This window comes from Mycolicibacterium helvum (genome assembly GCF_010731895.1).
Lineage (GTDB): Bacteria > Actinomycetota > Actinomycetes > Mycobacteriales > Mycobacteriaceae > Mycobacterium > Mycobacterium helvum.
In genome coordinates, this window is record NZ_AP022596.1 from 5,105,598 (window position 1) to 5,130,648 (window position 25,051).

The following is a 25,051-nucleotide window of genomic DNA, read 5'->3' on the forward strand; positions in this document are numbered from 1 at the left end:
TCGCGCAATCGATCAGCAATACCTTCCACTCATACTACTTTGTATATAAAGTGCTCCTTGGGAAGGATTGCCATGACAGGTGCGATGGATCGTCGGAAGTTTCTTCGGACGTCGGCGGTTGTTGCCGCCGCCCTCGGTGGCGCGGCCGCCCTCGCGGCGTGTGCGCCGGAAACGGCGAGTAGCACGGTGTTGAGGGTCGGCTCGACCACCGACATCGACTCGCTGAACCCATTCACCGCGGACTCCACCCAATCCGATGACGTGCTGCAGCTCGTCTACGACCGACTGATGGCTTACGACGCTCAGCTCAATATCCAACCCTCGCTGGCCACCGATGTGCAGGTGACCGATGGCGGCAAGACCTTCACCTACACACTGCGGTCCGGCGTGAAGTGGCACGACGGCAAAGACTTCAGCGCCGACGATGTTGTGTTCACCTTTCTGATGGTGCGGGACAACGACTACGGCACATACGGGGCGTACCTCAAGAACTTGACCGATGTGACGAAGGTGGGGGACAACCAGATCCGGCTGACCTACTCGCAGCCGCAGACCCTGGAACCCGGCGTCATCATGCCGATCGCTCCCAAGCATCTCTGGGAGGGTGTCGCCAAGGGCGACTTGCCCAAATATGCCAACGAAAAGCCAGTCGGCACCGGGCCATTCAGCTTCGTATCGTGGGACAAGGGCAGCGTCGCCACCGTCGTCCGCAACGACTCGTGGTGGGGTACCAAGCCCGCGGCGCAGAAAGTCACCTGGACGAAGTTCGGGTCCGACGACATCGTCACGCAGGCGTTGCGCACCGGCGACATCGACATCGTCCCCGAGGTGCCGCCCACGATCTACACCGGTCTGCAGAACGCCACCGACGTCAAAACCACTGCGATGGAATCGTTCTCGTTCCACATGATCGGATTCAACTGTTCGGCCGCCCCCGGTTCGAAGGGCAACCCGATCTTGCGTGATCCGGTGGTCCGCCAGGCGTTGTCATGTGCCGTCAGCCGCCAGCAGCTCGTGGAGCTGGCTTTGGCGGGTTACGGAGAACCCGGGACCGATCTGCTGCCGCCGGCCTTCGGCGACTTCCACTTCGTCCCCGCACCCGACGCGGTGCTCGACAACAACCCGGCCAAGGCCAAGGAACTCTTGGACAAGGCCGGCTACACCGATCGCAACGGCGACGGCATTCGAGAGTCTAAAGATGGTGCGCCACTGGAGTTTCGGCTCTTGGTTATCGCCGACACCACAGTGGACATGAAGGCCGCAGATCTGTTCGTCAGTGCGGCTAAGGCCATCGGGGTCAACTTCAAGCTGTCCAGCACCGACGCCGACAGTATGGGGGCCACCGTCTACAACGCCGACACTCCCGACTGGGACGTGATGATCTGGGGTTGGGACTCCTCGTTCTATGACCCGTCATACCTGCTGGGGCTGGCCACCACCGATCAGATCGGGGGCAACAACGACACCTTCTGGACCGACCCCCGCTATGACGAGCTCTACCAACAACAGGCGACCACCATCGACCGTGCCGCCCGGGTCAAGCTGGTCCAGGAGATGCAGGCGATCCATTACGCCGCGTGCCCCTACATCGTGATGTGGTATCAGAAGAAGCTGACCGGGACCCGGACGAACACCTGGACGGGCTGGCAGCCGATGAACGGCGGCATGATTCTCAACTTCCCGCGGGTGAACTACCTCGACGTGAAGCCGGCCTGAGACTCGATGCTCCGGTACCTCGGCCAGAAGATCTCCTACCTGGTCCTCACGCTCGTTGCGGTGGTGGCGACGAATTTCGTTCTCTTCCATCTGATGCCGGGAGATCCGGTGACTCATATCGCACGCGGTCAGCACCTGGATGCCGACGCGATCGCACGGCTGCGCAGCTACTACGGACTCGATCAGCCCATGGCGTCGCAGTTCCTCACGTATCTGCAGAACCTCATCAAAGGTGACCTCGGCTTCTCCTATACCTATCAGGCCGCCGTCGGGCCGATCGTGGTGAAAGCCCTTGCCAACACGCTGATCCTGGTGACGATCTCCACGCTCTTGGTGATCATCCTCGGTGTGCTGATCGGTGTGTTCGCCGCGTCCCGGCGCGGCTCACGCACCGACGGGGGACTGGTGATCGGATCGTTGGTGTTCTGGAGCCTGCCTACGTTCTGGGTCGGCATGCTGCTGATATTCGTCTTCGCCGTTTCACTCGGCTGGTTCCCGATCGCCGGGATGTACACCGCTGACGCGCTCTACCCCACGGTGTTCACCCGAATCGCCGACCTGGGACGCCATCTCGTGTTGCCCACGATCGCCATGGTCCTGGTCGACATCGCTCAGTTCGTCCTGATCACCCGCAGTTCACTGCTGGCGACCCTGTCCGAGGACTACATGACCACAGCCCGGGCCAAAGGCCTGACCCCGCGGCGGGTGCTCTGGCGGCACGGCGTCCGCAATGCGCTGCTGCCGGTGGTGACCGCCACCACGCTGTACGCCAGCGCAACTGTCGGCGGCACAATCCAGGTGGAAACGGTGTTCTCCTGGCCCGGTATGGGGCAGTTGATCTACTTGTCGGTCATCCGGCGGGACTATCCGGTGATGGAAGCCTGCTTCCTGATCTTCGCGGTGGTCGTCGTGTTGGCCAACTTCGCCAGCGATCTGCTCTACCGGATCCTTGATCCACGGGTTCGGCTGACATGACCCGCCCGCTACACGACCCCAACCAGGAACCCGAACCTGCCGCCGCGCACGTGGCGGGCGGATGGCGGGGGGTGCTACGCCAGCTCGTCGCCGACCCGATGGGCCGTATCGGCCTGCTCACCGTCGCCGTCGTCATGCTGGTGGCAATCCTCGGACCGCTCCTCGCACCGTACGACCGTACCGACGTCGCCGAGTCGCGGACCGGAATCCTGTTGCCGCCCAGTGCCGCCCACTGGCTGGGCACCGATGAACTTGGCCGAGACGTGTTGCGTCAGGTCTTGGCCGGCACGTCGGTGTCGCTGGAGATCGGATTGATCGCCACCCTGATCACGGTGCTGATCGGGACGCTGGTCGGGGTGCTGGCGGGCTGGTTCACCGGTTTCGTCGACGCTGTCCTGATGCGCATCACCGATTTTTTCCTGGTGCTGCCCAACCTGCCCTTGATGATTGCGCTCGGGGCAATCATCGGGCAGAGCCTGCCGATGATCGTGCTCGTCATCGCGATCACCAGCTGGCCCAGCACCGCGCGTATCGTTCGCTCCCAAGCTCTCGCGCTACGGGAGCGCGAGGTAGTGGCCCGCGCCAAAACCGTTGGGCTGTCGTCGGCGGGCATCCTGTGGCGCCTGATCCTGCCCGGGGTGATGGCACTGGTCATCGCGAACGCGGTGCTGGTGATCGCCGGGTCGATCCTCGCCGAGGCCACATTGTCGTTCCTCGGCCTCGGCGATCCGGCCCGCACCTCATGGGGCCAGATCCTGCACAACGCCTTCGCGGCCGGCGCGGTGGGCAACGGCTTCTGGTGGTACTTTCTGCCCCCCGGTGTCGGCATTGTGCTGGTGGTGCTGGCCTTCTCGCTGGTCGGGCAGAGCCTGGAACGTATCCTCAACCCGCGGCTGGCGGTGGTCGAATGAGCCTGCTGAGCATCCGCAATCTGACCGTCACCTACGGTGGCGGCGTGCGTGCGGTCGACGGTGTCGACCTGGACGTCTCAGCCGGCGAGGTGGTCGGGCTGGCTGGTGAATCCGGCTGCGGGAAAAGCACGCTGGCGCTTGCGGTGGCGCGTTTGCTTCCGCACGGAGCTGTCACGGCCGCCGACGAGATGGTTTTCGCCGGCACCGATCTGCGCACAGTCGAGGAAGCCGAATTGCGGACGCTGCGGTGGCGGCGGCTGTCGCTGGTGTTCCAGGGCGCGATGAACGGCTTCAACCCGGTCATGACAGTCGGTGCTCAAATCGGCGAGGCGATCCGCGCGCATGAGCCGGACGTCACCCGCAAGGCGGTGCGCCTGCGGGTCGCGGAGCTGCTGACCCAGGTCGGTATCGCCGCGGGCCGGGCCGCCGACTATCCCCACCAGCTGTCCGGCGGTATGAAGCAGCGGGCGATGATCGCCATGGCGCTGGCCTGCCGCCCCGATCTGGTGATCGCCGACGAGCCGACGACCGCACTCGACGTCATGACCCAGGCGCAGATCCTCGAGCTGATCCGCGGTCTGGCTGACGAACTGGGGCTTGCCATGCTGATCATCTCCCACGACCTGACCGTGCTGTCCGAGCTGTGTGACCGGGTCGCGGTCATGTACGCCGGGCGGATCGTCGAGCGCGGAACTGCCGAGGAGATCCTGGGTTCCCAATCGCAGCCGGCCCATCCTTACACCCGCCGGTTGCTGGACTGCTATCCCCGCTTGGACGCGGGACAGGCGTCGATCAGTGGAATCCCGGGCAGTCCACCCGATCTCGCGCATCCCCCGGTCGGCTGCCGCTTCCACGACCGCTGCGCCGAGAAGTTACCGCGCTGTGTGAGCGACGATCCGGCCCCGCGTCTGGTGCCTGGCGCCTCCGATCATGTCGCGGCATGTCATCTGGTGGGGGTGTCCGCATGACCAAGCCGGTGGTCGCCGAGGTCAGCGACCTGCATGTGCACTTCCCGGTCCGGCACGGTCGTCAGCGCCTGACCGCGCGCGCCGTCGACGGTGTCGACCTGTCCGTGAGTGAAGGCGAGATCGTGGCCCTGGTAGGTGAATCCGGGTGCGGCAAGACGACGGTGGCCCGCACCATCATGCGGCTCGTCGAAGCGAGCTCGGGGTCGGTAGCGGTCGGCGGTGTCGATATCACCCACGCCCGTGGCGCGGCTCTGCGAAGACAGCGCCAGGACTTCCAGATGATCTTCCAGGATCCGTTCGAGAGCCTTCCGGTCAACGCCACCGCGATCGATGTCGTCAGTGAAGGTCTCGGCATCCACCGTAAGGACCTGGACGCGGCAGCACGGCACTCGGTGGCGCTGGGGGCGTTGGAGATGTGCGGGCTCACGCCGGCGACGGCCATTGCGCAGCGGCGGATCTTCCAGCTGTCCGGCGGGCAGCGCCAGCGCGTGGCCATCGCAGCCGCGCTCGCTCTCGAGCCCCGGCTGCTGGTGGCCGACGAGCCGGTTTCCATGCTGGACGTCTCGTTGCGCGCCGGCGTCATCCGGGTGCTGCTGGATATGCGTGAACGGCTCGGTGTGGCAATCCTTTTCATCACGCACGACTTGGCGCTGGCCGGTGTTTTCGCCGACCGGGTGGCCGTGCTTTACTTGGGCCGGGTGGTCGAGCAGGGTCAGGCCTCGGATGTCATCGGGACTCCCCGGCACCCCTACACCCGCGCACTGGTGGACGTCATGCCGAAGGCTGGCGGCGGCCGGCGAGCGGCGCGCACGCTGCTGAGCGGTGAGCCGCCCAACGCGACCGCCACCGCGACGGGCTGTCGCTTCGCGCCGCGTTGCCCGCTGTACCGGCAGCTCGGCCAACCCGAACGCTGTCGCGCGGAGCAACCACTGCTGACCGCCGTCACTCCGGAACACGCTGTGGCGTGCCATTTTTCCGACCTTGAAGTATCACCGACACCGAAGGAGAACACCATATGACCGTCACTCGCGAGGAAGCGATCGAGCTGCTTGAGGCGATGGTTCGAATCGACTCCGTGACGCCCTGGCTGATCCCGGGCGGGGCGGGCGAGGGTGAGGTCGCCCGGTTCACGCGTGACTGGCTCGCCGATCTGGGCCTGGACGCGACGTTGGAGGAAGTGGAGCCTGGCCGGCCCAACGTGCTGGCGTGGCTGCGGGGCAGCGCGCCCGGCCCGACGATCTGCCTGTCCGCACACAGCGACACCGTCGGCTACGCGAACTGGCCCGACCGCGCACTGCACCCGGTGATCGAGGGTGACCGGATGATCGGGCTGGGTGTGGCCGACGACAAGGGCGGCTGCGCGGCGGCCATGCTGGCGGTGCGCGAATTAGTGCGCTCTGGAGCCGAATTGGCGGGCAACATCCTGGTGGCACTGGTGATCGACGAGGAGGGCATCAGCATCGGCACCGAGCATCTGGTCGCCCATCACGCGGCCGAGATCGACCTGGCCATCAACCTCGAACCCGACGGTTCTCACACCATCTTCGGCGAGCACCAGGGATTCGGGTGGATCGACATCGTGGTGCACGGCGAACCGGCCCACGGTTCGGCTCCGGACAAAGGTGTGGATGCGATCGTGCACATGGCTGAGGTGGTGACCCGCCTGCATCGACTCGATGAGACTCGGTGGAAGCCGAACCCTGATCCGAAGAACGGGCGCACCGTGTTCCACACCGGGACCATCAGCGGCGGAACCGATTACGCCACGTATCCGAATCAGGCGGTGTTGGGTATCGAGATCGGCACCCAACCGGGCGAGACGCTGGCCGACCGGGTGGCCGAGATCGAGGCGATCTTCGCCGAAGTGAAGGAATCCGAGCCGCGTTTCCGGGGCGAGGTCATCGTCCGTCTGGACCGCGATCCCTTCACCGGCGAAGGTAACGAGGCGCTGCTCGACGCACTCGCCGACGCGACGGAGGCGGTCAACGGAGTGCGTTCACCGATCACCGGCCTCAACGCCTGGACCGATGCCGCGTTGTTCCAGAGCGCCGGCATCCCGACTGTGCTGTTCGGCCCCGAGGGCGGCAACTATCACGCCGCAGAGGAATGGGTGTCCATCCCGGACGTGATCGCCACCACCGAGATCCTCCGCCGCACTCTGGTGACCATGTTGGGCACCTCCGTTTCCCCCGCACAGTGACATGAAAACGACTGCAAAGAAAGAGAGTTCGATGTCGTTCGCCGACGCGTTCGCCACCCGTACGCCCGCCACCGCCGCCATGTACGACCGGGCGAAACGAACGATCCCCGGCGGTGCGGGCTCGACAGCCCGGTTACCGCGCAACGGGTGGAAGCCGTACCCGATTTTCATGGCTGAGGGCAGCGGATCGCGCCTTACCGATGTGGACGGCAACACCTACATCGACTATCTGCTGGGGCTGGGCCCGATGATCCTGGGTCACCGGCACCCGGTGGTGACCAATGCTGTCACCGAGGCGGTGCGTGATCTGGGCACCTGCTTCGGACTTCCCTACGAGCTGGAGATCGAGGCTGCCGAGAAGGTGGTGGCTGCGGTGCCGGGTATCGAGCAGGTGCGGTTCACCAACTCCGGATCCGAAGCGGTCGGCACCGCGGTCCGGCTGGCTCGGGCGACCACCGATCGACGCATCGTGGTCCGGTTCGAGGGGCACTACCACGGCTGGCAGGACACCGTGTATTGGTCGAACCACGTTGATCCGGTGCTGGCCGGGCCGGCCGACCATCCACGTCCAGTCGCCATGGGGCCCGGGGTTCCAGCCGAATTGGAGGACACCCTGGTTGTGCTGACCTGGAACGATCCCGACAGCTTCGTCGAGTTGATGAATCGGCGCGGTCACGAGATCGCCGCGGTGCTTACTGAACCCGCCGTGTTCAATACTGGCTGCATCCTGCCCGAACCCGGCTATCTCGAACTGCTGCGCAGCGAGACCCGCAAGCACGGTGCCCTGTTGATCTTCGACGAGGTGATCACCGGGTTCCGGTTTGCCCGCGGCGGAGCCCAGGAGTGGTTCGGCGTGACACCGGATTTGACGACCCTGGCCAAGGGGCTTGGCGGCGGTTTTCCGGTGGCCGCGGTGGGCGGGTCAACGGAGGCGATGCGGCTGGTCGCCGAAGGCCGTTATTCACACTCGGGCACCTACAACGCCAATGTCGTTCAGTGTGCGGCAGTCTCGGCCACCATGGATCTGCTGGCCGAGCCGGGACTCTACGAGCGGCAGCGTGCTTTGGGACACCGGCTTGCCGCAGGTCTTGGCGAACTGGCTGCCGACCGGGGGCTTGACGCCTACTGTGAGGGGCTGGGCACGGTGTTCCAGCTGTGGTTCGCCAACGGTCCGATCCACAACTGGCGTGATGCGGTTGCCCGCGCCGACGAGGCCTTGTTCACCCGGTGGTACGAGGAGATGGTCGTTCGCGGAGTGCTGTTCCACCCCCTTCAGTTCGAGAACCTCTTCGTATCGCTCGTGCACGACGACCGCGATATCGACGAGACGCTGCAGGCTGCTGCCGACGCACTGACCGTCGTCGCCCGCACCCGGACTCCCGCCGCCAAGTCGTGACCGGACCGGTAGTCATCGGCGTCGATCTCGGCACCTCGGCAATCAAGATCGTCGCGGTCGGCCGCGACGGCGATGTCGTCGCGACAGCCCGGTGCGGGTATCCGACACGCCGGCCCGAACCCGAAGCAGCCGAACAGGATACGCAGCACTGGTGGGAGGCGCTCGGCACCGCCGGTGACGCGATCGCCGGTATGGTGGCGCCCCAGCGATGGCGCGCGATCGGACTGAGTGCGATGCTGCCGACCCTGGTGGAGCTGGACGCGGCGGGCAAGGCGGTGGGATCGGCGATCACCTGGGAGGACGCCAGGGCTGAGCCGCAGGCCGATGCGCTGCGCGCCACGATCGGCGACGACGTGCTGTATCAGATCACCGGCCAACGCGTCGACGGCCGGTACCTGGCGCCGATGCATGCGCGGCTGCGTGGGCTGGGCCGCACCGGCGCAATCGTCGCGGGGGCCAAGGACGTGCTGTTCCACCAGCTGACCGGACACTTGCTCACCGATCCCAGCACTGCTGCCGGCAGTGCCGTCTTCGACCTCGAGCAGGGCTGCTGGAGTGCCGAACTAGTCGCGGCGTCAGGCGGTTTCGAGGTACCCGAGGTGGCCGATGCCGCCACGGCGCTACCGCTGGTGTCGTCGTGGCGGCAGCGCTGGGGGGTGGCCGGCGACCTGCCCGTGGTACTCGGGGCGGCGGATTCGGTGCTCGGCGCACTAGGGGTTGGCGCGGTCGCCCACGGTGACGTCGGGGTCATCGCCGGAACCAGCGCGGTGGTGCTGGGCATTTCCGACCGGCCGGTCCGCGACCCGGCCAGGCGGTACTTGGTAACCCCGCTGGCCGGATCCGGGTGGGGGCTCGAAATGGATCTACTGGCAATGGGCTCGGCATTCGACGCAGTCGCCGCCCTGTTCGGCCTTGGCGGTCCGGCGGACCTACTCGAGCTGGCCGGCGCCGTCCCAGTTGAGGAGGCGCCGCTGTTTCTGCCGTACCTGTCACCGGGGGAGCAGGGGGCGCTGTGGGATCCGGGTCTGACCGGCACCCTGCAGGGTCTCCGGCTCGGGATGGGAGTCGGTCACATCGGCCGGGGGTTGCTGACCGGGATCGTGGTCGAACTGCGCCGCTGTATCGATGTGTTGGCCATGACGACAGGCCGGTCGGGTCCGGTACGGCTCGGCGGCGGCAGCGCGGTCAGCCCGCTGATGTGGCAGGACATCGCCGACGCGACGGGCCGTGAGGTGTGGGTGGACCCGGTAGTGACTGATCATTCGACAGTGGGTGCGGCGTTGTTCGCCGCCGCTGCCACCGGCGACCCGATCGTGCGCGACGATGCGCCGCGGATCATCGAGCCGCGCGCCGAGCGGTACGCCTGGTGGACGGATTGCCTTGTGCGCCATGACGACGCGCGGCTCGGACGGAGGTAGGGCGATGAAGGTGAGGGTTGTTGACGACGAGATGTTCGCCACCACCGCCGCCACCGCGTTGCTGGTGAATCTGCCGCCGGACAGACCCCGGCTCGGGGTCGCAACCGGCGGTACGCCGATGCGCCTGTACGACGAGCTGGCCCGGCGCAGTAGCCGCGGGGAGATCGATCTGTCGGGCGCCGTCGTAATCGCCCTGGATGAGTACCTTGGGCTGGCCGACGGTGACCCGCACAGCTATGCCACCTATGTGGATGAGCACATCGCCGGCCCGCTTGGTATTCCGGCCGCCAACGTCCATGTACCCCAAGGCTATGGTGACGATCCGGCGCCCGGGGCGGCGGAATTCGAGGACCGTATCGCCGAAGTCGGCGGTGTCGATGTCCAGATCGTCGGTATCGGCTCCAACGGTCACCTGGCCTTCAACGAGCCAGGCTCGGCACTCGACTCGCTGACCCGCGTGGTGGAGTTGTCCGAACAGACCCGGAACGACAATGCGCGGTTCTTCGGTGGCCGGGTCGATGCCGTCCCTCGGCGGGCGATCACCCAGGGATTGGCGACGATCTGCCGCGCCCGCTCGATCCTGCTGTTGGCTGCCGGCCAGACGAAGGCCGCCGCGCTGGCCGCCGCGCTGCGGGGACCGGTCGGCAGCGATGTTCCGGCCTCCGTCTTGCAGCGACATGGCGACGTGACGGTGATTGCGGATCGGGCGGCGTGGAGCAGGATGTCCTGATGAGTGATTCCCAGGTGTTGGGCTTGTTCCCGCCCGGTTCAGTTGTCGATCACGGCATGCTGAGCGTCGGTGGCTGCCGACTGGACGACATCGCGGCCGAGTTCGGCACTCCGGTCATGGTGGTCGCCGAGGACGCGGTGCGTCAGCGGGCCAGGGATTATCTGGCGGCGTTCCGCAGCCGCTGGGCTCGCGCCGATGTGGCGTTCGCGTCAAAAGCGTTCCCGTGTACTACGATTCAACGTCTGGCTAGCGAGGAGGGGCTGCTGCTCGACGTCGCGGGCGGGGGCGAGATCATCACCGCGCTGGCGGCGGGCGCTGACCCGGCCCGGATGTTGTTGCACGGTAACGCCAAGACCGACGAGGAACTCGAACTGGCCGTCGCCAAGGGCGTCGGTCTGATCGTCGTCGACAACTTCGACGACATCGACCGGCTGGAGCGCATCGTCGAACCGGGCCACCGGCAGGCCTGCCTGGTGCGGGTGGTGCCCGGTATCGAGGCCGATACCCACGCGGCCGTCGCGACCGGGCATGCCGGCTCGAAGTTCGGTCTGCTGCCCGAGGACGCACGCGTGGCGATCGACCGGATCCGCCGCAGCAGGGTGTTGCGCTGCGACGGCGTGCATACCCACGTCGGCTCCCAGCTGCTCGATGCCGAGCAGCTGGCCGCCGCCGTGGCTCCGGTCGCCGCGCTCGGCAGCTTCGACGTCTACGACTTCGGCGGTGGGCTCGGTGTCCGCTATACGTATGCCGATCAGCCACCTGAGGTGGACGTCTACGCCCAGACCATGATTGACAAGGCTCGCGGGCTGGTCCCCGCCGATGCCCGCATCATCGTTGAACCGGGCCGGTCGATGACCGCCACCGCGGCGTGCACGGTCTACCGGGTCACCACCGTCAAGCGCGGCAAGGTCATCCATGTCGCGGTCGACGGCGGGATGGGGGACAACCTCGAGGTGTCGCTATACGGGCAGCGGTTCGAGGCCACGCTCGTCGACCGGCTCGGCGGCGGCGAGAGCGTCACAGTGGTGGGCCGGCACTGCGAGTCCGGCGATCAGCTGATCGACGTTGTGCCCCTTGATAATCCAGCCGTCGGCGACCTGCTGGCGGTGCCCGTCACCGGGGCGTATTGCTACACGATGTCCAACCAGTACAACGGCGCGCGCCGCATCCCGGTGGTGTTCGCCACGGGCGGCGATGCCCGCCTCGTCGTGCGTCGGGACACCTGGGCCGACCTACTGGCGCGTGACGTGGAGCTACCGTGAGGCCGGCAGCGTAGCTTCAGCTTTGGCGTCGTCGGCGTGTATCTGCTTGCTGCCGATGAACAGTGCCAGCGCGGCACCCACCAGGCACACGATGACCGTGATGAAGAAGATCGAGCCGTACTGCATGGCGAACGCGGTGCGATAGCGCTCGGCCTCGCCGGCGAGTTTGGCGGCCAAGCTGTTGCCGCCCGGGCTGGGCAAGGTGGCCAGGATCTGGTTGAACCGGTACAAGCCCCATGCGCTCAGCGCCGCGACACCGATGAGCATGCCCGTCATCCGGGCCACCACGACCAGTGATGACGCGATGCCGTGCTGGGCTGCCGGCACCACGCGCAGCGCGGCCGAGGTGAGCGGACCGATCACCAGCCCGAGCCCGAGGCCGGCCAGCGCCAGATCCGTGTCGATCACCGGCAGCGACACGAAGCCCAGATCGTGGTGCGCGCTGGCCACATTGGTTCCCCAGTGCGACACCAGCCAGTAGGCGCCCGCGGAGATCAGCATGCCGGTCACCGCGACGATCCGGTCGCCAATCCGGGTGGCGACCCAGCCGCCGATCAGCGCGCCGATCGGCAGCGCGATCAGGAAGTGCAGCAGCAGGAAGGCTGCCTGGGTCTGGTCCTTGCCCAACACGCCCTGACCGAACAACTCGACATTGACCAGGGTGACCATCAGTGCGGCGCCTGCGCACAGCGAGGTGCCCAGTGCGGCCAGAAAGGGGACGAACCGGACGCCGGCCGGTTCGATCAGCCGGGTGCGGGCAAAGCGCTCCCACACCGCGAATGCGATCGCCGCGACGATCGCCCCGCCGACCAGGACCAGGCCGTGCGGCGGCAGGAGCTGCTTGCCGTCGGGGGACGGGTTGTACAGGCCGATGACGGCCAGGCCCAACGCGATCGCGAGCAGGATGCCGCCGATCAGATCGACCTTCTCGGGGTTAGCGGTGCGGTCGTGGCCAGGCAGGCTGAAATGGATCAGAACCATCGCGATCACGGTCAGCGGCAAGTTGATCCAGAACACGTCTTGCCACTTGCCCAGCAGTAGCACCACGCCGATGCCGTACAGCGGACCGAGCACGCTGCCCAGCTCCTGGGCGGCGCCGATGCCGCCGAGCACCGTGGCCCGGCTGCGGGCCGCCCAGAGGTCAGCGGCCAGCGCCAGCGTGACAGGCAGCAGGGCACCGCTGGCCACACCCTGGATCAGCCGGCCGATGACCAGCATGGTCAGGTCGGTGGACAGTGCCGTCACCACCGAGCCCACCGCGAAGGTGACCAGGGACAGCTGCAGCACGAGTTTGCGGCCGAAGCGGTCGGACAATCGGCCCAGCAGCGGCATGGCCGCGATGTAGCCCAGCAAGTACCAGGTGATGATGGGGGTGACCTGCTGGAGCTTGTTCACCGGGATGCCGACGGTCGACATGATGTCGACCATGATCGTGACGACGACATAGGTGTCGAGCGCGCCGAGCAGAACCGCCAGGCTGCCCGCGCCGATCGCGATCCGGCGGCTGCGGCCGGAGGTCTGTGCCCGGTGGGCGGCGGTGTCCAGAGACTCAGCCATGACTCAGGCCGTCAGACGGCGGGCTTGGTGACGGTGACGGGCTTGTCCCACTCCGACAGCGTGATCTGAATGCTGCCGCCGTTGCCTGTGTCGGCCTTGGCCTGCACCAGCTGATGGGGGTCGGCCTTCTGGATCCAGACGGTGGCGGGCAGCGGGGTGGTCGCCTTGAGCGGGATCAGTTTGTTCATGGCGTCGGCGCTGACCTTGCCGGAGATCCGCACCGTGTCAACACCATTGATGGTCTCGCTGGCCTCCGACTTGGCGTCGGTGATGCTGGCCAGCCAGTTACCCAGACCGTTGTCGGGGTTGAGGACCACCGACGGGTCGTAGATGTCCTTGGCTGGGCCCATGTCCAGCCAGTTGTTGGGGGTCAACGCGGCATACAGGGTGCCGTCCTGGACCACCAGCTGGATGTCGACATCCGAGCCGCCCATCGAGATCGTGGAGTTTCCGGCCACCGCGACGGTCGGGATGTTGGTCAGGTCGCCGGTGAGCTTCTTGACGGGCAGGCCCTCGATCTTGCCGTTCACGGCGATGTCGAGGTGGGCACTCTTGAGGCCCTTGGTGACTGCGATGGACTGCTGCAGCAGTCCGGCGGCATCCGGTAGCGGCTCAGAGGGCTTCGAGGATGACGAGCAGCCCGCGACGAACAGGGCTGCTGTGGCGAAGAGGGCGACAAGGACGGCAAACATTCGGCGGCACGTCGGCATAGGTGCATCGTAGAGGGTCAGCCCGACCAACTTTGTCCTACCACGGCGGGTGGGACCCGACAAATGCGACATGACCTGCGTTTTTAGTGGGGCTAAGTGAGTGTCGTCGGGGCCGGACTAGATTAAGTGCGTGTTCACTGGAATCGTCGAGGAGCTGGGCGAGGTGGTCGGCAAGGATGAACTGGCCGACGCCGCCCGATTCGTGATCAGCGGGCCCGTCGTCACCACCGACGCCCGGCATGGCGATTCGATCGCGGTCAACGGCGTATGCCTGACCGTGGTCGACGTGCTGCCCGACGGGCAGTTCAGTGCCGACGTGATGGCCGAGACGCTCAACCGGTCCAGCCTGGCGGCTGTCGGGGTCGGTAGCGCGGTGAACCTGGAGCGGGCCGCTGCGGTCAACAGTCGACTCGGCGGCCACATCGTGCAGGGCCACGTCGACGGCACTGGTCGGGTGGTGTCCCGGACGCCGTCCGAGCACTGGGAAGTCGTGCGAGTCTCGCTGCCGCCCGAGCTGTCGCGTTACGTCGTGGAGAAGGGCTCGATTACCGTCGACGGGATTTCGCTGACGGTCTCCGGCCTGGGTGACGACTGGTTTGAGGTGTCGTTGATTCCGACGACGTTGGCGCTGACCACGCTGGGTCGCGCCGCCGTCGGGACGCCGGTGAATCTTGAGGTGGATGTCATCGCGAAATACGTGGAACGGCTTCTGCAGCAGAGAACCTAGCTGAACTGCATTTTTGTGTGTCGAGTCGAAGATGAGCGACACGCACAGTGCTGTATGTCCAAACAATTGCGTGGCGTCCAACACGCCGGCCGACCTGCTTCCGTTGTGGCAGCTCATCTCCGTGCCGAGCGGAAATCGCCTTAACGAATCGGATGCCGTTGTCCGGAAGACGGCGATCCCTCGTAGGCACCTGCCTGAGTGGTACGGCGCTGTGATCGCCTACCCAAGGGGTGGGCAGAGCAAGGTTCAGCTGTGATTGACAGCGGCATACTCGAGCACCTTGGTAACCCTCGCCGACATGCTTGACCTGTACGTAGTGAAGCAGTAGAGGACCCAGTTGCCACAGTCCTACGTGTGCAAGTCAATAACAGCGAGGAAAACAAAGCGAGGAAAACAAAGAGCGGATCTGGCATCCGTTGATGACGAATTTCGTCTGGCCGTCCGCCGTCAACCTGTTGGCCGCGATCCCTTTCCGGGCGCTGGTAATGCTTGCGCTCACGCAGGGCAGCGGGGCAACGGGATTCATCGGACTTTACGACCATTGGCATCGGGTATGGCTCCGGCGATCATCATGATTCCCTCGATGAATACCCAGATCCCCAAAGGTGCGAGGATCACCAGCCCTAGAAAGCAGAACACTGTGAGGAAGAGTCCGAGAAGGCCAAGCCCGAGCTGGATTCCTCCGATGGAGGTGTACCCGAGGTAAAAGCGGCCGAGGCCGAAGTAGCCAAGGAAGAGTTGCAGTAGTCCCGCAGCTAAGCCTGACTTGGCTGGCTCGTCTCCCGCGTAGGCGATCTGGTCGGTCCATCGGCTGCCGTCGAAGTAGCGTTTTCCGTTGCCCCCGCGGGGGTCGGCGTACCAGCCCGGGGCTGGCTTTGGCGGCGGCGGTGTTTCGCCGGAGCGCCAGCCATGTTTGCGGGAAACGAGACGTCGCATATGGCGCAGCGGATACGTGGCGCCGTGGAGTCAGCCGATATGTTGAGGTGCGCACCGCATGCTGGGCACGCAATCAAGCGTTTGGGTGCCGTCACCACCGCGCCCCTCTGACGGCAATGACTGGCTCACGGTCCCTCATTTGTCCCCCCCGGCGAATGAGCAATTCGGTGGCCCCCCTGTCTGTGCCGACCTGGGAGTGTAACGAGGCCACCCGATCATGTCCCCGCGATTGGGACGCCACCTACATTCCGATGTCGCGCCTGGGAGATCGCTTCGAAGGGACGGCAAAGGGAACGGAAACCCGCCCGCGTCGCGTGATACCGGGTGGTTCTCTGGCCGCGGCAGAGAGGGCGTCGACCAACCTGGGCCACAGCGCTCTGATCTGGCCTTTATCTAGGCGGGTCGAGCGCAGCGCTGACTGGGAGACAATCGCCAAATACGACGTGGAACGGTTGCTGGCCGATCGCGAGCGGTGACTCGCCCACGCTAATCGCTTGATCAGTACGAGACGTTGCTGCATAGTGCTCGCTAAGCGAGTGCTCAGCACGATCTGTGATCCTCGGTGTGCCAGAAACGCCGCCGAATGCGCTGGTCGATGTATTCGCAGAAATTTGGCTGAGACACGCTTCGGTAGAAGTCACAGCTAAATCCACGTTGCGGGCAGTCCGGATGAGCGGAGCGAACAGTGCGTTCATTGCAGTGCACAGCGAAGACCGGTCATGTCCGCGGCTAGCCCACGGAAAGCGCGGCGCGCGAAGGGGCGTCACCGCAAACAGGCGGCTCGCAACCGGCAGCGCGCGGCTCGCAACGGAATCCTCGCAGCGGCGGTGGGGGTCAGCCTGGCGGTGGCCGCCGGTCAAGGAGTGGCGGCGGCCGCCCCGGACCGCGAATCGTCGGGTTCCGTATCGAAGGGGAGTTCGGCCAGTGACGCCGGAACTCCCTCGAAATCCACCGGTGCAACCGGCACGGCTGGACCAGCGCGCAAGCGTGCCTCAACCAAGCAATCGTCAGGGGCTCCTCGCGCCTCTTCTGGCGTAAGTGCACCGAGTTCGAGCACCGCTACTACTACTGCTGCTGACTCACCCACTGCCGCCGCCGACTCAACTACTACCGCCGCTACCTCACCGAAGACCGCGACTAGCTCTGCGACCTTCGTGGAGACAACCGCCAGCGCGCCGCAAACCGAGAAGTCGACGACGGCCGCGGCCAAAGCAGCTCCGGCCGCATCGGCCACGCCGACGGCCGCTGCGACCCCGGCAGCGGGGACGGCGGCGTGGTATTTCATGGGCGCCTTGACCAGAGCGGTCAACCGGCTCGCCGGCTGGCCCGGTTTACCGCACAACTTCGTCACTATTACCAACCATCAAACCGACCAGAGCCTCGACGCCGTTGACGATCAGCTCGAAGCCTTGATCGCCGGCGCAGTCGCGGGCAGCCCAGCACGGTGGATTCCAGATCTCAACAGCATCCTCGGCCTTTTCGTCAAGTCGGCGATCCCCAACTATTCGTTCACGGACACCCTCAACGCGTGGGGCGACTTCCTGAACCGGGTCGTGCCGCCATTCACTATCGCCCCAGGGGCAGGGACTTTCGGCATCATCACGCCGTACAAGATCATGGGCGCTGCGGTGGTCGGCACCGCAACGGTCTTGACCGACATGCTCAATGGCATTTACGACCCGGCCCAGTGGGAGATCGATGTCATAAAGGCGACCACCGGCGCCGTCGTCACCAGGTCTGACCTCACAAACGCCGCTAGTCTCGACACCAAGATTGCTGCGGCGCAGGCCGCGGCCACCCTGACGTTCGGGCTCAGCGACGGTGGCGCTTTCTACGACCCGACGAGGGCGTGGAATATAACGCTGCCGACCTGGACCGCCGCGCAGGTCAATCCATTCACGATCGTGGCCTATGTCGCGCTGGTTGCCATGTACAAGCGGTTCCAGGAGATGGCCGCCCTCACGACCTTCACGACCAGCACGACCTACGACGGTTGGCTCTACACGCTGAGCTTGGGCAGTGACAGCACACGCTCTGAGTACGCAGCGGGCACGTTCCACGCGGTGGATCCCGATGGCAGATCGGTGGATTTCGGGACGTCGCTACTCGGGACCTTTGTCTCGGCAGGCGGTGGGCTGGTCACCATCAACACCAGCGATGGTGGATTCACGTATACGAACACGCTTCCCGGCCAGGCGTTCTTCCAACGGGCAACGTCAGAAAATGAGGCGGACAGATACGACACCGTGAAGATCCCGGTGACGTCCGCGGACGGCGTCAAATACACCGTCACCTTCAGCATCAAGATCATCGACGGGTCGAACAGCGCGCCCACATCGTCTCCGACGATGGGCGCTGCCGACGGCCTGGGCGTCGTGCGTGGCAGCGTCGGAGGCGCCGACTCTGACGGTGACACCTTGACCTACTCGCTGGTCGGCTCATCGGTCAACGGCCTGACTAACAACTCCGCCTATACCAAGAATGGCGCAGGGAACGGCGGCATCCTCACCCTGAACTCGACCACCGGCGCCTTTACCTATGTTTCGTCGGCGACCGCCGGCGCCACGCAGAGCTTCCAGGTGCAGATCACCGACGGCCACGGTGGCACCACGATCGCGACGGTTACGGTCGCCAACACCACGTCGATCACCCCGGGCAATCTCAACACCTCGACGCCGTACGTCGTGACAGGTTCTGTGCCGGTCCCGAGTGGTGATGCGGGCATCTTCACCAGTTATGCGCTGGGCGCCAGCCCGACGAAGGGCACCGTGACGTCCTTCGACCCGACCACCGGCGCGTTCACCTATACCTCGAGCGTCGGCCGCACTCCGGCCAATAGCGATGTGGTCACCGTGATTGCCACCGACGCCAACGGCCGCACAGTCACCCTGAATCTGGCCGTCAAACCTGCGGTGGTCAACAGCGCGCCGGTGGGTAGCGGTGTGACAGTGGCCAGTTCGGCGCTGACCCGCATATTTGGCCCGTACGATCGGCAGGATACCAGCGGCACGCTGAAAGCTACTGACGCAGAGGGTGATCCGATCACCTGGGCGGCTGGGACATACACCACCACAAACGGCGGTTCGATCACAGTCTCTGCCAGCGGCATATTCACCTACTCGTTACAGAAGTACGCGTGGTTCGGCGTCTCGGACAGCTACTGGCACGACCACGCTGTCGCCGGTGATCCTGGCGACACGTTCACGATCGCGGTCAGCGACGCGTTTGGCGGTACCACCAACGTGACCTACTCGATCCCGATCGAAAAGCAAAATGCAGCACCGACTTTGAGTGGATCGGTGAGCAGTTCGAGCACCAGCGGCCTTGGCGTCGTGCGTGGCATCATCTCGGGTGGCTCCGATAGTGACGGCGACAGCCTGACCTACCGCCTGCTCAATACAAGCGGCGGGTCGGCATACACCGCAGGCGGTGGCATCGTCACGATGAGCGGTACCTCGTTCACCTACGTCCCCAAGGTGGGCGTCACCTCGGATTCGTTCCAGGTTCAGGTCGATGACGGTCATGGCGGCGTCACGACAGCGACAGTCAACCTGGGCGGGCTGACGGCGGCGTCGCCGCAGACGAACACCAACACCTCGATTGGTGTGGTCAACGGCCAGCTGAACATCCCGGTCGGCGACATGGGACTGGGGTTGACCTACAGCTTGGGTACCGGCCCGTCGAAGGGCACCGTCACCGTCAACGCCAACGGTTCCTACACCTACACCCGGACCGCCGGCCTGGGGCACACCACGATCCCGAATGATTCCTTCACGATCAAAGCCACTGATGCCAGCGGCAAGTCGGTGATCATCGCCACGATCAACGTCACCCCGACCGTTACCAACGCAGCCCCGACGCCCGGCACGACCACGATCGGCACCTCGACCCTGCAAGACAACCGCATCCTGGGCATCGGCACCCTCAAGCAGTCCGTCACCGGCGCACTGCATGCCACCGACGCCGACGGCGACCCCCTGACCTACACCGCCGGCAGTTACACCACGGTCAACGGCGGCACGGTGGTGATCAACGCCGACGGGACCTTCAGCTACAGCATCGACAAGGGGTATTCGTACTACCACGCTGCAGCCAAGATCGGTGCCACCGGCAGCGCGGTCGGTGACACCTTCACCGCGACGGTCAATGACGCTTTCGGTGGGACCACCACATATACAAGTGTCATACCCATCTACGCCGCCAATACCGCCCCAACGCTGTCCAACGGAATCCGCTGGGCCGGAAGCAGCATCCTAGGCACGTACACCTACTGGACATCGGTTTCCGGCAGCGACGGCGACAGCGACTCCACGACGTACGCCATCACCCAGCAGCCGGCGCACGGCAGCGCCAGCTACGACTCCTTCCTCAACATCCTCAGCACCAGTGGCACCCACACCGGCGACACCATCGTCCTCACCGTCTACGACGGCTACTACGTCGTGAACAACGGCGTGGTGAGCAGCACGCCGGCCAGCTACTCCGTGACGTATACGGCTCAACAGAACTTCTAAGCCCGGGCTTTGGCCATCCTTACGCCCCCAATATGCCCCAGTGGCGACACCGTGACCGACACCGTCTACGTCAGTTACGACGGCCTGCTGCCCTAGGGGGCCTTCTTGAGACCCGCGACCCGCGACGGTCTGCGGCCGTGACCTGTGCGAAGGCTGTGTACATACCTGATCTTTGCGCGACGCGTGTGTAAATTTGCTGATTCATAAACTAGAACATGTTCTCTCTCATTTGAGACACATGAGCACAGTCTGTCGCACCATCAAAGCTGCAGCTCACTAGGTTATGACACACGCGGGCTGGCGAAATCTTGGCGAAAATTCGAATGGAGTGTTACGTTGCGGCATCAACAAAGTGGTGCGCGTCTCTAGACCTGTGGGGGCATGAGTTGCGCCACGTTTCACGTGTCGGGAGAGTCGGTGGCTTCGAAGAAGAAGCAGGCAGGTCGTCACAGGAAGCAGGCTGCGCGACATAGGAAGGTCGTCGCCCGCAACCGGAAACGTGCTGCACGCAACGGTATCTTCGCCGCCGCGGTTGGGCTGAGTCTGGCGGTCGGCGTCGGTCAAGGAGTGGCCGCAGCCTCCACTGACGGCAGCTCGTCGGATTCCGGATCCGCATCGCATTCACCGAGCAATTCGGGAAGTAATTCCGGCCAGTCCGCGGCCGCCAACCGCACCAACGGATCTGCCGGACCTGCGCGGACTCGCTCGACAGCAAAGCCGCCTGCGGCCGGCTCCAACGGCGGTTCCTCGGTGTCCGTACGGTCGCCGGGATCGGCTCGCTCCGTCGCCACGGGCAGCGATACAGACCCGACCCCTCAACCGGCATCCTCGACTCCGACACCAACGTCGACCGATGACGCCACAACGACCGAAACATCGGCCACCGGCGGGACGTTGACGACGCCGTCGACCGCCCCTGCGGCGACTGACTCATCGGCGCCGACGGCCGCCAGTCCGTCGAGCGACAACCCAACGGGTGGAGGCAATTCGACGACGGCGAAGGCTACCGCGGCCAGGGCCGTGGCTGCTGCCGCCGTGGCACCCTCTGCGGCTGCGTCTTCGATGGACGGCGACCTGTCCGCCGTTCAGGAGGGCGCGGGCCCAATCACCACCCCAGCGCACTACGCCATCCAGACAACGCTGGACGCCTGGGCTGCGCAACTCGACGCGCTGATGGCGGCCCCGCTCACCGCGGTCAACGGATGGCTCAAATTCCCGCTGACCTTCTTGAACGCGTTCTTCAAGCCCTCGATCGTGGTCGACAGGCTGTCGTATGGGCTCAACGGGCTCGCTACCCTCATCAACGAGTTCGTGCCACCGTTCAAGATGGTGGATGGCGCACCGTCGACCATCACCCAGGCATCCGTCACCGCGGCAGTGCTCGCGGGCGCCATTGAGATCATGAACATCGCGCAGACCCCCGACCCGATGCTGTGGGTGACCGAGGCGGTGGCGCTAGCCGGTGCGTTGCACGATCTCGCCGGCGGAGACCTCACCGCGATCGGGGACAGCCGGATCGTATCGGCCGCCAGTGGTGCGTTCCTCTCCCCGAAGACGGTGCTGGACAAGGTAATTGACCTCAAGGCTCCGAATCCGGTTTCGCTCACCATGTACGTCTTCGTGGTCGCCATCTTCCGGCGGTTTGCCGACGTTGCCAGGGATCACGCCCCGGTGGTCACCGACATGAAGCAGACCAGTCAGCATCTGCCGAACGGAAGCGGGACGACCGTCTCGGGTTACGTGCAGTTCTACGATGCCGACGGCGACCCAATCACCTCGTTCGGATTCACCGAGCCCAACGACAGCCGGTTCACGGTCACCGTTGTCGACGCCGGTAACGGGCGGATGAACTGGACGGTGTGGGACTGGAATCCGTTGTCCAGCGACAAGTCACCGAAGACCTTGACATTCACCATGACAGTCCTCGCGCAGGGCGACGGCCAGATCAGCGTGTCGAAGCCGTACATGCCGAACGGTGACGAAACCAAGAAAACCGTCACCGTCACGGTCTGGTACAACCAGCCGGCGATGTCTATGAACAACACGGTCGGCAGCACCTCGCCGCTGGGCGTGGTTCGTGGCACCGTCTCTGCGCCGACGAACCCGGACAACCCGATGAGCTTCGCGCTGGTCGGCGCCAGTAGCGGGGGATCGGCGTACACCGCCAACGGCGGCATCGTGAAAATGACCAACGGGCAGTACACCTACATCCCGAACCGGGCATCGAGCGCCACCTCCGACTCGTTCCAGGTTCAGGTCACCGATGCCTACGGCAACACCTCGACGACAACCGTCACGGTTCCGGTGAGCGCGACATCGCCGGTGACGAACATCAACACCGCCACGCCGGGCAAGGTCACCGGCAACCTCGCCAACGGCAGCGACGCCGGGCTGATGACTTACAGCATCGGTACCGCCCCAAATCCTCTGCGGGGCACCGTCACTCTCAACGCCGACGGCAGTTTCACTTACACGAGGACCGCGGCCGGCCACTCTCAGCCAACGGACGACTCGTTCACGATCCTTGGCACCGACAGCACCGGAAAGACCGTCACCATCGCGGTGGTCAACGTCAACCCGACGGTGGGGAACAGCCCACCGGTGGGTAACGGTGTGACAGTGGCTAGTTCGGCGCTGACGCGCATCGTGGGTCCCTACGACCGGCAGGACACGTCGGGCACGCTTCGTTACACGGACGCCGATGGCGACCCGGTTACCTTTGCAGCCGGGACCTACACCACCGCCAACGGCGGCACGGTGACGGTGAACGCCAACGGGACATTCAGCTACACCTTGCAGAAGTACGCCTGGTTCGGCGTCTCGGACAGTTACTGGCACGACCATGCGGTCGCTGGTGACCCCGGTGACACGTTCACTGTCAACGTCAGCGACGCCTTCGGCGGTACCACCGCGGTGACCTACTCGATCCCGATCGAGAAGCAGAATGCGGCACCGACGTTGAGCGGAAATGTGAGCAATAGCAGCAGTTCCGGCATGGGCGTGGTGCGTGGCACCATCGCGAGCGGCTCCGATGGCGACGGCGACAGCCTGACCTACACCCTGGTCGGCGCGACGGGTGGCTCGGTATACGGCTCCAACGGCGGCATCATCACGATGAATGGCACTTCGTTCACCTACATCCCGAAGGCTGGGGTCACCTCGGATTCGTTCCAGGTGAAGGTTGACGACGGCCACGGTGGCACCACCACGGCGACCGTCACCCTGACCGGGCTGACGACGCCGTCGCCGCAGACCAACACCAACACCACCGCCGGTGTCGTGACCGGCCATCTGAATGTTCCGTCGGGTGATAGCGGCCTTGGGCTCACCTACAGCCTGGGCAGCGGCCCATCCAAGGGCAGTGTGGTCGTCAATTCCGACGGCACCTACACCTACACGCGGACTGGCGGCCTTGGTCACAGCACGACCCCGAACGATTCGTTCACCATCAGGGCCACCGATTCCACCGGTAAGTCGGTGATCATTGCGACGATCAATGTTGCCCCGTCGGTGTCCAACAACGCACCTGCGGTATCGCTGGTCACCCAACCGACGGTCGGAACTCGTAGCGGGACAACGCAGACCACCACCGGCAAGATCCAATGGAGCGACGCCGACGGTGACCCGATATCGATCAACGGGCAGGCCGCCCCGACTGGCACCAACACCATCACCCTGAGCACGAGAAACGGCGGCACCGTAGTCCTCAAGGGCGACGGCACCTTCACTTACACCCGAACCGTGAGCAACGCGCAGTCCCATCAGGCGGCCAAGATTGGCGCGGCTGATAGCGATGTGAACGACTACATCGACATCACGGTCGATGACGGCTACGGCGGCACCACCGCCCTCGCGGTGAAGGTGGCGGTCTACGCGACCAACAGTGCGCCGACCATCTCCGGTGGCGGCAAGTTCGCCGGCAACGTCAACACGATCAAGGTGGATGATGCTGACGGAGACAGTCTTTCGTTCACGCACAACGGGTCGAGCTTCACCTTCGGTGGCCGCGGCGTCTCCACCAGCACGCTGTGGGGTGGAAATACGCTCACGGTGACCGACGGTTACTACACCGTCATCAACGGCGTGGTCCAGACGACGCCCTCCAGCGTAACGAAGACCTGGTAGGGCAGAGGCCCGCGAGTTGGGGCAGTGCGGAATGGGCGATCAGGAAGTAGATGATCAGCCCGGTGCCGTCGACAACTGACTCGCGTCAGTGCTAGCAATGCCAGCACGAGGTGAGCCGGATCGTCGAATGTTCCCGCAGTGTGCGCAAATTCGGGTGATCTCTTTGTGAATGTGCTGTCAGTCGCGCGCTCAACGCCACATCGCGACACGAATCCGGGATAATTTTGCCGAACACGCTGGTCGGCAGGTTTCTCCAAGGCCTGACTGAAACTGGCTTCGGTGAAGAGTTGTGAGCGATGTTGCGTTGCCGGTGGGTGGCGTGACGTGTCAGTCGGGAGATTCGTTGAGTTCCAAGAAGGGCGCGGGTCGCCACCGGAAGCATGCGGCTCGCCACCGGAAACAGGTAGCTCGTAACCGGAAGCGCTTGGCTCGCAACGGGATTCTCGCCGCTGCGGTGGGGCTCGGTCTGGCGGTATCCGCCGGTCAAGGAGTGGCGTCGGCTGCCGCAGACGGCGGTTCGTCGGATTCCGGATCCAAGCCGAGCTCAACGAATGATTCCGGGAATTCCTCGAACTCCAAGAGCACGGCCAGATCTGCGCGTACGCGCCCGTCAAGTAAGCAATCGTCGGCGGCCCCCTCCTCGTCGGCCGCCAGTGCATCCGGTTCGACCCGAACCACCGCCGCGGGTGCCGCCTCGACGCCCTCGACCACCCCCGCCACCGCAACCTCGACCAGAACGGAAACGTCGAGCACCGTCCAGCCCATCGCTGACGCGCCGAAGACTGCCGTATCGGCTGCGGCCGTTGCGGCGGCCTCGCCCGCCGCGTCCGCGGTGCCGGCCGCCGCTGCGACGGCCGACAACACTGTGTGGGTCGCTACCGTGCAGAGGGCGCTCAAAAGACTCAT

Annotated in this window: 20 protein-coding genes; 13 read left to right on the top strand and 7 right to left on the bottom strand. The window is 65.1% G+C overall.

Annotated features, from left to right (window positions below; translation table 11 throughout):
• The first annotated feature begins 72 nt into the window (after positions 1-72).
• Genes G6N38_RS24055 through lysA form a run of 10 tightly spaced genes read left to right on the top strand, consistent with a single transcriptional unit; the run spans position 73 to position 11,576 of the window.
• Complete coding sequence (locus G6N38_RS24055) at positions 73-1,716, top strand: ABC transporter substrate-binding protein (RefSeq protein ID WP_163750477.1); 1,644 nt, start codon at positions 73-75, stop codon at positions 1,714-1,716.
• A 6-nt stretch (positions 1,717-1,722) separates the two neighbouring features.
• Positions 1,723-2,691, top strand: coding sequence for an ABC transporter permease (locus G6N38_RS24060; protein ID WP_163750478.1), 969 nt, complete (start codon positions 1,723-1,725; stop codon positions 2,689-2,691).
• Positions 2,688-3,602 carry an ABC transporter permease gene (locus tag G6N38_RS24065; protein ID WP_163750479.1) on the top strand — a complete coding sequence of 305 codons (915 nt, stop codon included), beginning with the start codon at positions 2,688-2,690 and terminating at the stop codon, positions 3,600-3,602. The genes G6N38_RS24060 and G6N38_RS24065 overlap by 4 nt, the downstream gene beginning before the upstream one ends.
• The gene (locus G6N38_RS24070; protein WP_163750480.1) at positions 3,599-4,570 is read left to right on the top strand and encodes an ABC transporter ATP-binding protein; all 972 of its coding nucleotides are present in this window, start codon (positions 3,599-3,601) and stop codon (positions 4,568-4,570) included. The genes G6N38_RS24065 and G6N38_RS24070 overlap by 4 nt, the downstream gene beginning before the upstream one ends.
• Complete coding sequence (locus tag G6N38_RS24075) at positions 4,567-5,589, top strand: ABC transporter ATP-binding protein (protein ID WP_163750481.1); 1,023 nt, start codon at positions 4,567-4,569, stop codon at positions 5,587-5,589. Before G6N38_RS24070 ends, G6N38_RS24075 begins: the two co-directional genes overlap by 4 nt.
• The gene (locus tag G6N38_RS24080) at positions 5,586-6,770 is read left to right on the top strand and encodes a M20 family metallopeptidase (RefSeq protein WP_163750482.1); all 1,185 of its coding nucleotides are present in this window, start codon (positions 5,586-5,588) and stop codon (positions 6,768-6,770) included. Before G6N38_RS24075 ends, G6N38_RS24080 begins: the two co-directional genes overlap by 4 nt.
• Before the next feature lie 31 nt (positions 6,771-6,801).
• Positions 6,802-8,166 carry an aspartate aminotransferase family protein gene (locus G6N38_RS24085; RefSeq protein WP_163750483.1) on the top strand — a complete coding sequence of 455 codons (1,365 nt, stop codon included), beginning with the start codon at positions 6,802-6,804 and terminating at the stop codon, positions 8,164-8,166.
• A complete protein-coding gene (locus tag G6N38_RS24090) occupies positions 8,163-9,584 on the top strand; it encodes a xylulokinase (RefSeq protein WP_163750484.1) in 1,422 nt (473 codons plus the stop codon). The genes G6N38_RS24085 and G6N38_RS24090 overlap by 4 nt, the downstream gene beginning before the upstream one ends.
• 4 nt (positions 9,585-9,588) lie before the next feature.
• On the top strand, positions 9,589-10,314 hold the full coding sequence (locus G6N38_RS24095) for a glucosamine-6-phosphate deaminase (RefSeq protein ID WP_163750485.1): 726 nt from the start codon (positions 9,589-9,591) through the stop codon (positions 10,312-10,314).
• Positions 10,314-11,576 carry a diaminopimelate decarboxylase gene (gene lysA, locus G6N38_RS24100; RefSeq protein WP_163750486.1) on the top strand — a complete coding sequence of 421 codons (1,263 nt, stop codon included), beginning with the start codon at positions 10,314-10,316 and terminating at the stop codon, positions 11,574-11,576. The genes G6N38_RS24095 and lysA overlap by 1 nt, the downstream gene beginning before the upstream one ends.
• On the opposite strand, the gene G6N38_RS24105 is transcribed toward lysA, so the two are convergent.
• The gene (locus G6N38_RS24105) at positions 11,568-13,133 is read right to left on the bottom strand and encodes an MFS transporter (RefSeq protein ID WP_163750487.1); all 1,566 of its coding nucleotides are present in this window, start codon (positions 13,131-13,133) and stop codon (positions 11,568-11,570) included. The two genes, lysA and G6N38_RS24105, sit on opposite strands and share 9 nt — an antisense overlap.
• Positions 13,134-13,144: 11 nt before the next feature.
• The gene (locus G6N38_RS24110) at positions 13,145-13,843 is read right to left on the bottom strand and encodes an LppX_LprAFG lipoprotein (RefSeq protein WP_170314181.1); all 699 of its coding nucleotides are present in this window, start codon (positions 13,841-13,843) and stop codon (positions 13,145-13,147) included.
• Positions 13,844-13,973: 130 nt separating this feature from the next.
• Here G6N38_RS24110 and G6N38_RS24115 point away from each other — a divergent pair, with 130 nt between their 5' ends.
• Positions 13,974-14,570, top strand: coding sequence for a riboflavin synthase (locus G6N38_RS24115; protein ID WP_163750489.1), 597 nt, complete (start codon positions 13,974-13,976; stop codon positions 14,568-14,570).
• A 522-nt stretch (positions 14,571-15,092) separates the two neighbouring features.
• On the opposite strand, the gene G6N38_RS24120 is transcribed toward G6N38_RS24115, so the two are convergent.
• Both G6N38_RS24120 and G6N38_RS24125 read right to left on the bottom strand, forming a co-directional pair.
• Positions 15,093-15,506 (bottom strand): DUF2510 domain-containing protein, encoded by a 414-nt coding sequence (locus G6N38_RS24120; RefSeq protein WP_163750490.1) that lies wholly within the window; start codon positions 15,504-15,506, stop codon positions 15,093-15,095.
• A gap of 856 nt (positions 15,507-16,362) precedes the next feature.
• Positions 16,363-16,791, bottom strand: a complete 429-nt coding sequence (locus tag G6N38_RS24125) for a hypothetical protein (RefSeq protein WP_163750491.1) — start codon at positions 16,789-16,791, stop codon at positions 16,363-16,365.
• Between the two features lie 7 nt (positions 16,792-16,798).
• Here G6N38_RS24125 and G6N38_RS24130 point away from each other — a divergent pair, with 7 nt between their 5' ends.
• The gene (locus G6N38_RS24130) at positions 16,799-20,020 is read left to right on the top strand and encodes a beta strand repeat-containing protein (RefSeq protein WP_163750492.1); all 3,222 of its coding nucleotides are present in this window, start codon (positions 16,799-16,801) and stop codon (positions 20,018-20,020) included.
• Between the two features lie 560 nt (positions 20,021-20,580).
• Here G6N38_RS24130 and G6N38_RS24135 read toward each other — a convergent pair.
• Together G6N38_RS24135 and G6N38_RS24140 are read right to left on the bottom strand one after the other, a co-directional pair.
• Positions 20,581-20,811: a hypothetical protein gene (locus G6N38_RS24135; protein ID WP_163750493.1), complete on the bottom strand. Its 231-nt coding sequence runs from the start codon at positions 20,809-20,811 to the stop codon at positions 20,581-20,583.
• 24 nt (positions 20,812-20,835) lie between these two features.
• Positions 20,836-21,006: a hypothetical protein gene (locus G6N38_RS24140; protein WP_163750494.1), complete on the bottom strand. Its 171-nt coding sequence runs from the start codon at positions 21,004-21,006 to the stop codon at positions 20,836-20,838.
• Positions 21,007-21,040: 34 nt separating this feature from the next.
• Between G6N38_RS24140 and G6N38_RS24145 the strand changes: the two genes are divergently transcribed.
• Entirely contained in the window at positions 21,041-24,145 is a 3,105-nt protein-coding gene (locus G6N38_RS24145; RefSeq protein ID WP_163750495.1) for an Ig-like domain-containing protein, read from the top strand.
• 483 nt (positions 24,146-24,628) lie between these two features.
• Here the strand turns inward: G6N38_RS24145 and G6N38_RS24150 are convergent, their stop codons facing one another.
• Entirely contained in the window at positions 24,629-25,009 is a 381-nt protein-coding gene (locus G6N38_RS24150; RefSeq protein WP_163750496.1) for a hypothetical protein, read from the bottom strand.
• Positions 25,010-25,051: the final 42 nt, after the last annotated feature.

What these genes read in the sequence shown, in the direction of transcription:
- G6N38_RS24095 (WP_163750485.1), top strand. Translation starts at nt 9,589, where the DNA reads ATGAAGGTGAGGGTTGTTGACGACGAGATGTTCGCCACCACCGCCGCC.
- G6N38_RS24105 (WP_163750487.1), bottom strand. Translation starts at nt 13,133, where the DNA reads ATGGCTGAGTCTCTGGACACCGCCGCCCACCGGGCACAGACCTCCGGC.
- G6N38_RS24080 (WP_163750482.1), top strand. Translation starts at nt 5,586, where the DNA reads ATGACCGTCACTCGCGAGGAAGCGATCGAGCTGCTTGAGGCGATGGTT.
- G6N38_RS24110 (WP_170314181.1), bottom strand. Translation starts at nt 13,843, where the DNA reads ATGCCGACGTGCCGCCGAATGTTTGCCGTCCTTGTCGCCCTCTTCGCC.
- G6N38_RS24060 (WP_163750478.1), top strand. Translation starts at nt 1,723, where the DNA reads ATGCTCCGGTACCTCGGCCAGAAGATCTCCTACCTGGTCCTCACGCTC.
- G6N38_RS24055 (WP_163750477.1), top strand. Translation starts at nt 73, where the DNA reads ATGACAGGTGCGATGGATCGTCGGAAGTTTCTTCGGACGTCGGCGGTT.
- G6N38_RS24120 (WP_163750490.1), bottom strand. Translation starts at nt 15,506, where the DNA reads ATGCGACGTCTCGTTTCCCGCAAACATGGCTGGCGCTCCGGCGAAACA.
- G6N38_RS24065 (WP_163750479.1), top strand. Translation starts at nt 2,688, where the DNA reads ATGACCCGCCCGCTACACGACCCCAACCAGGAACCCGAACCTGCCGCC.
- G6N38_RS24085 (WP_163750483.1), top strand. Translation starts at nt 6,802, where the DNA reads ATGTCGTTCGCCGACGCGTTCGCCACCCGTACGCCCGCCACCGCCGCC.
- G6N38_RS24070 (WP_163750480.1), top strand. Translation starts at nt 3,599, where the DNA reads ATGAGCCTGCTGAGCATCCGCAATCTGACCGTCACCTACGGTGGCGGC.
- lysA (WP_163750486.1), top strand. Translation starts at nt 10,314, where the DNA reads ATGAGTGATTCCCAGGTGTTGGGCTTGTTCCCGCCCGGTTCAGTTGTC.
- G6N38_RS24075 (WP_163750481.1), top strand. Translation starts at nt 4,567, where the DNA reads ATGACCAAGCCGGTGGTCGCCGAGGTCAGCGACCTGCATGTGCACTTC.
- G6N38_RS24125 (WP_163750491.1), bottom strand. Translation starts at nt 16,791, where the DNA reads ATGAAATACCACGCCGCCGTCCCCGCTGCCGGGGTCGCAGCGGCCGTC.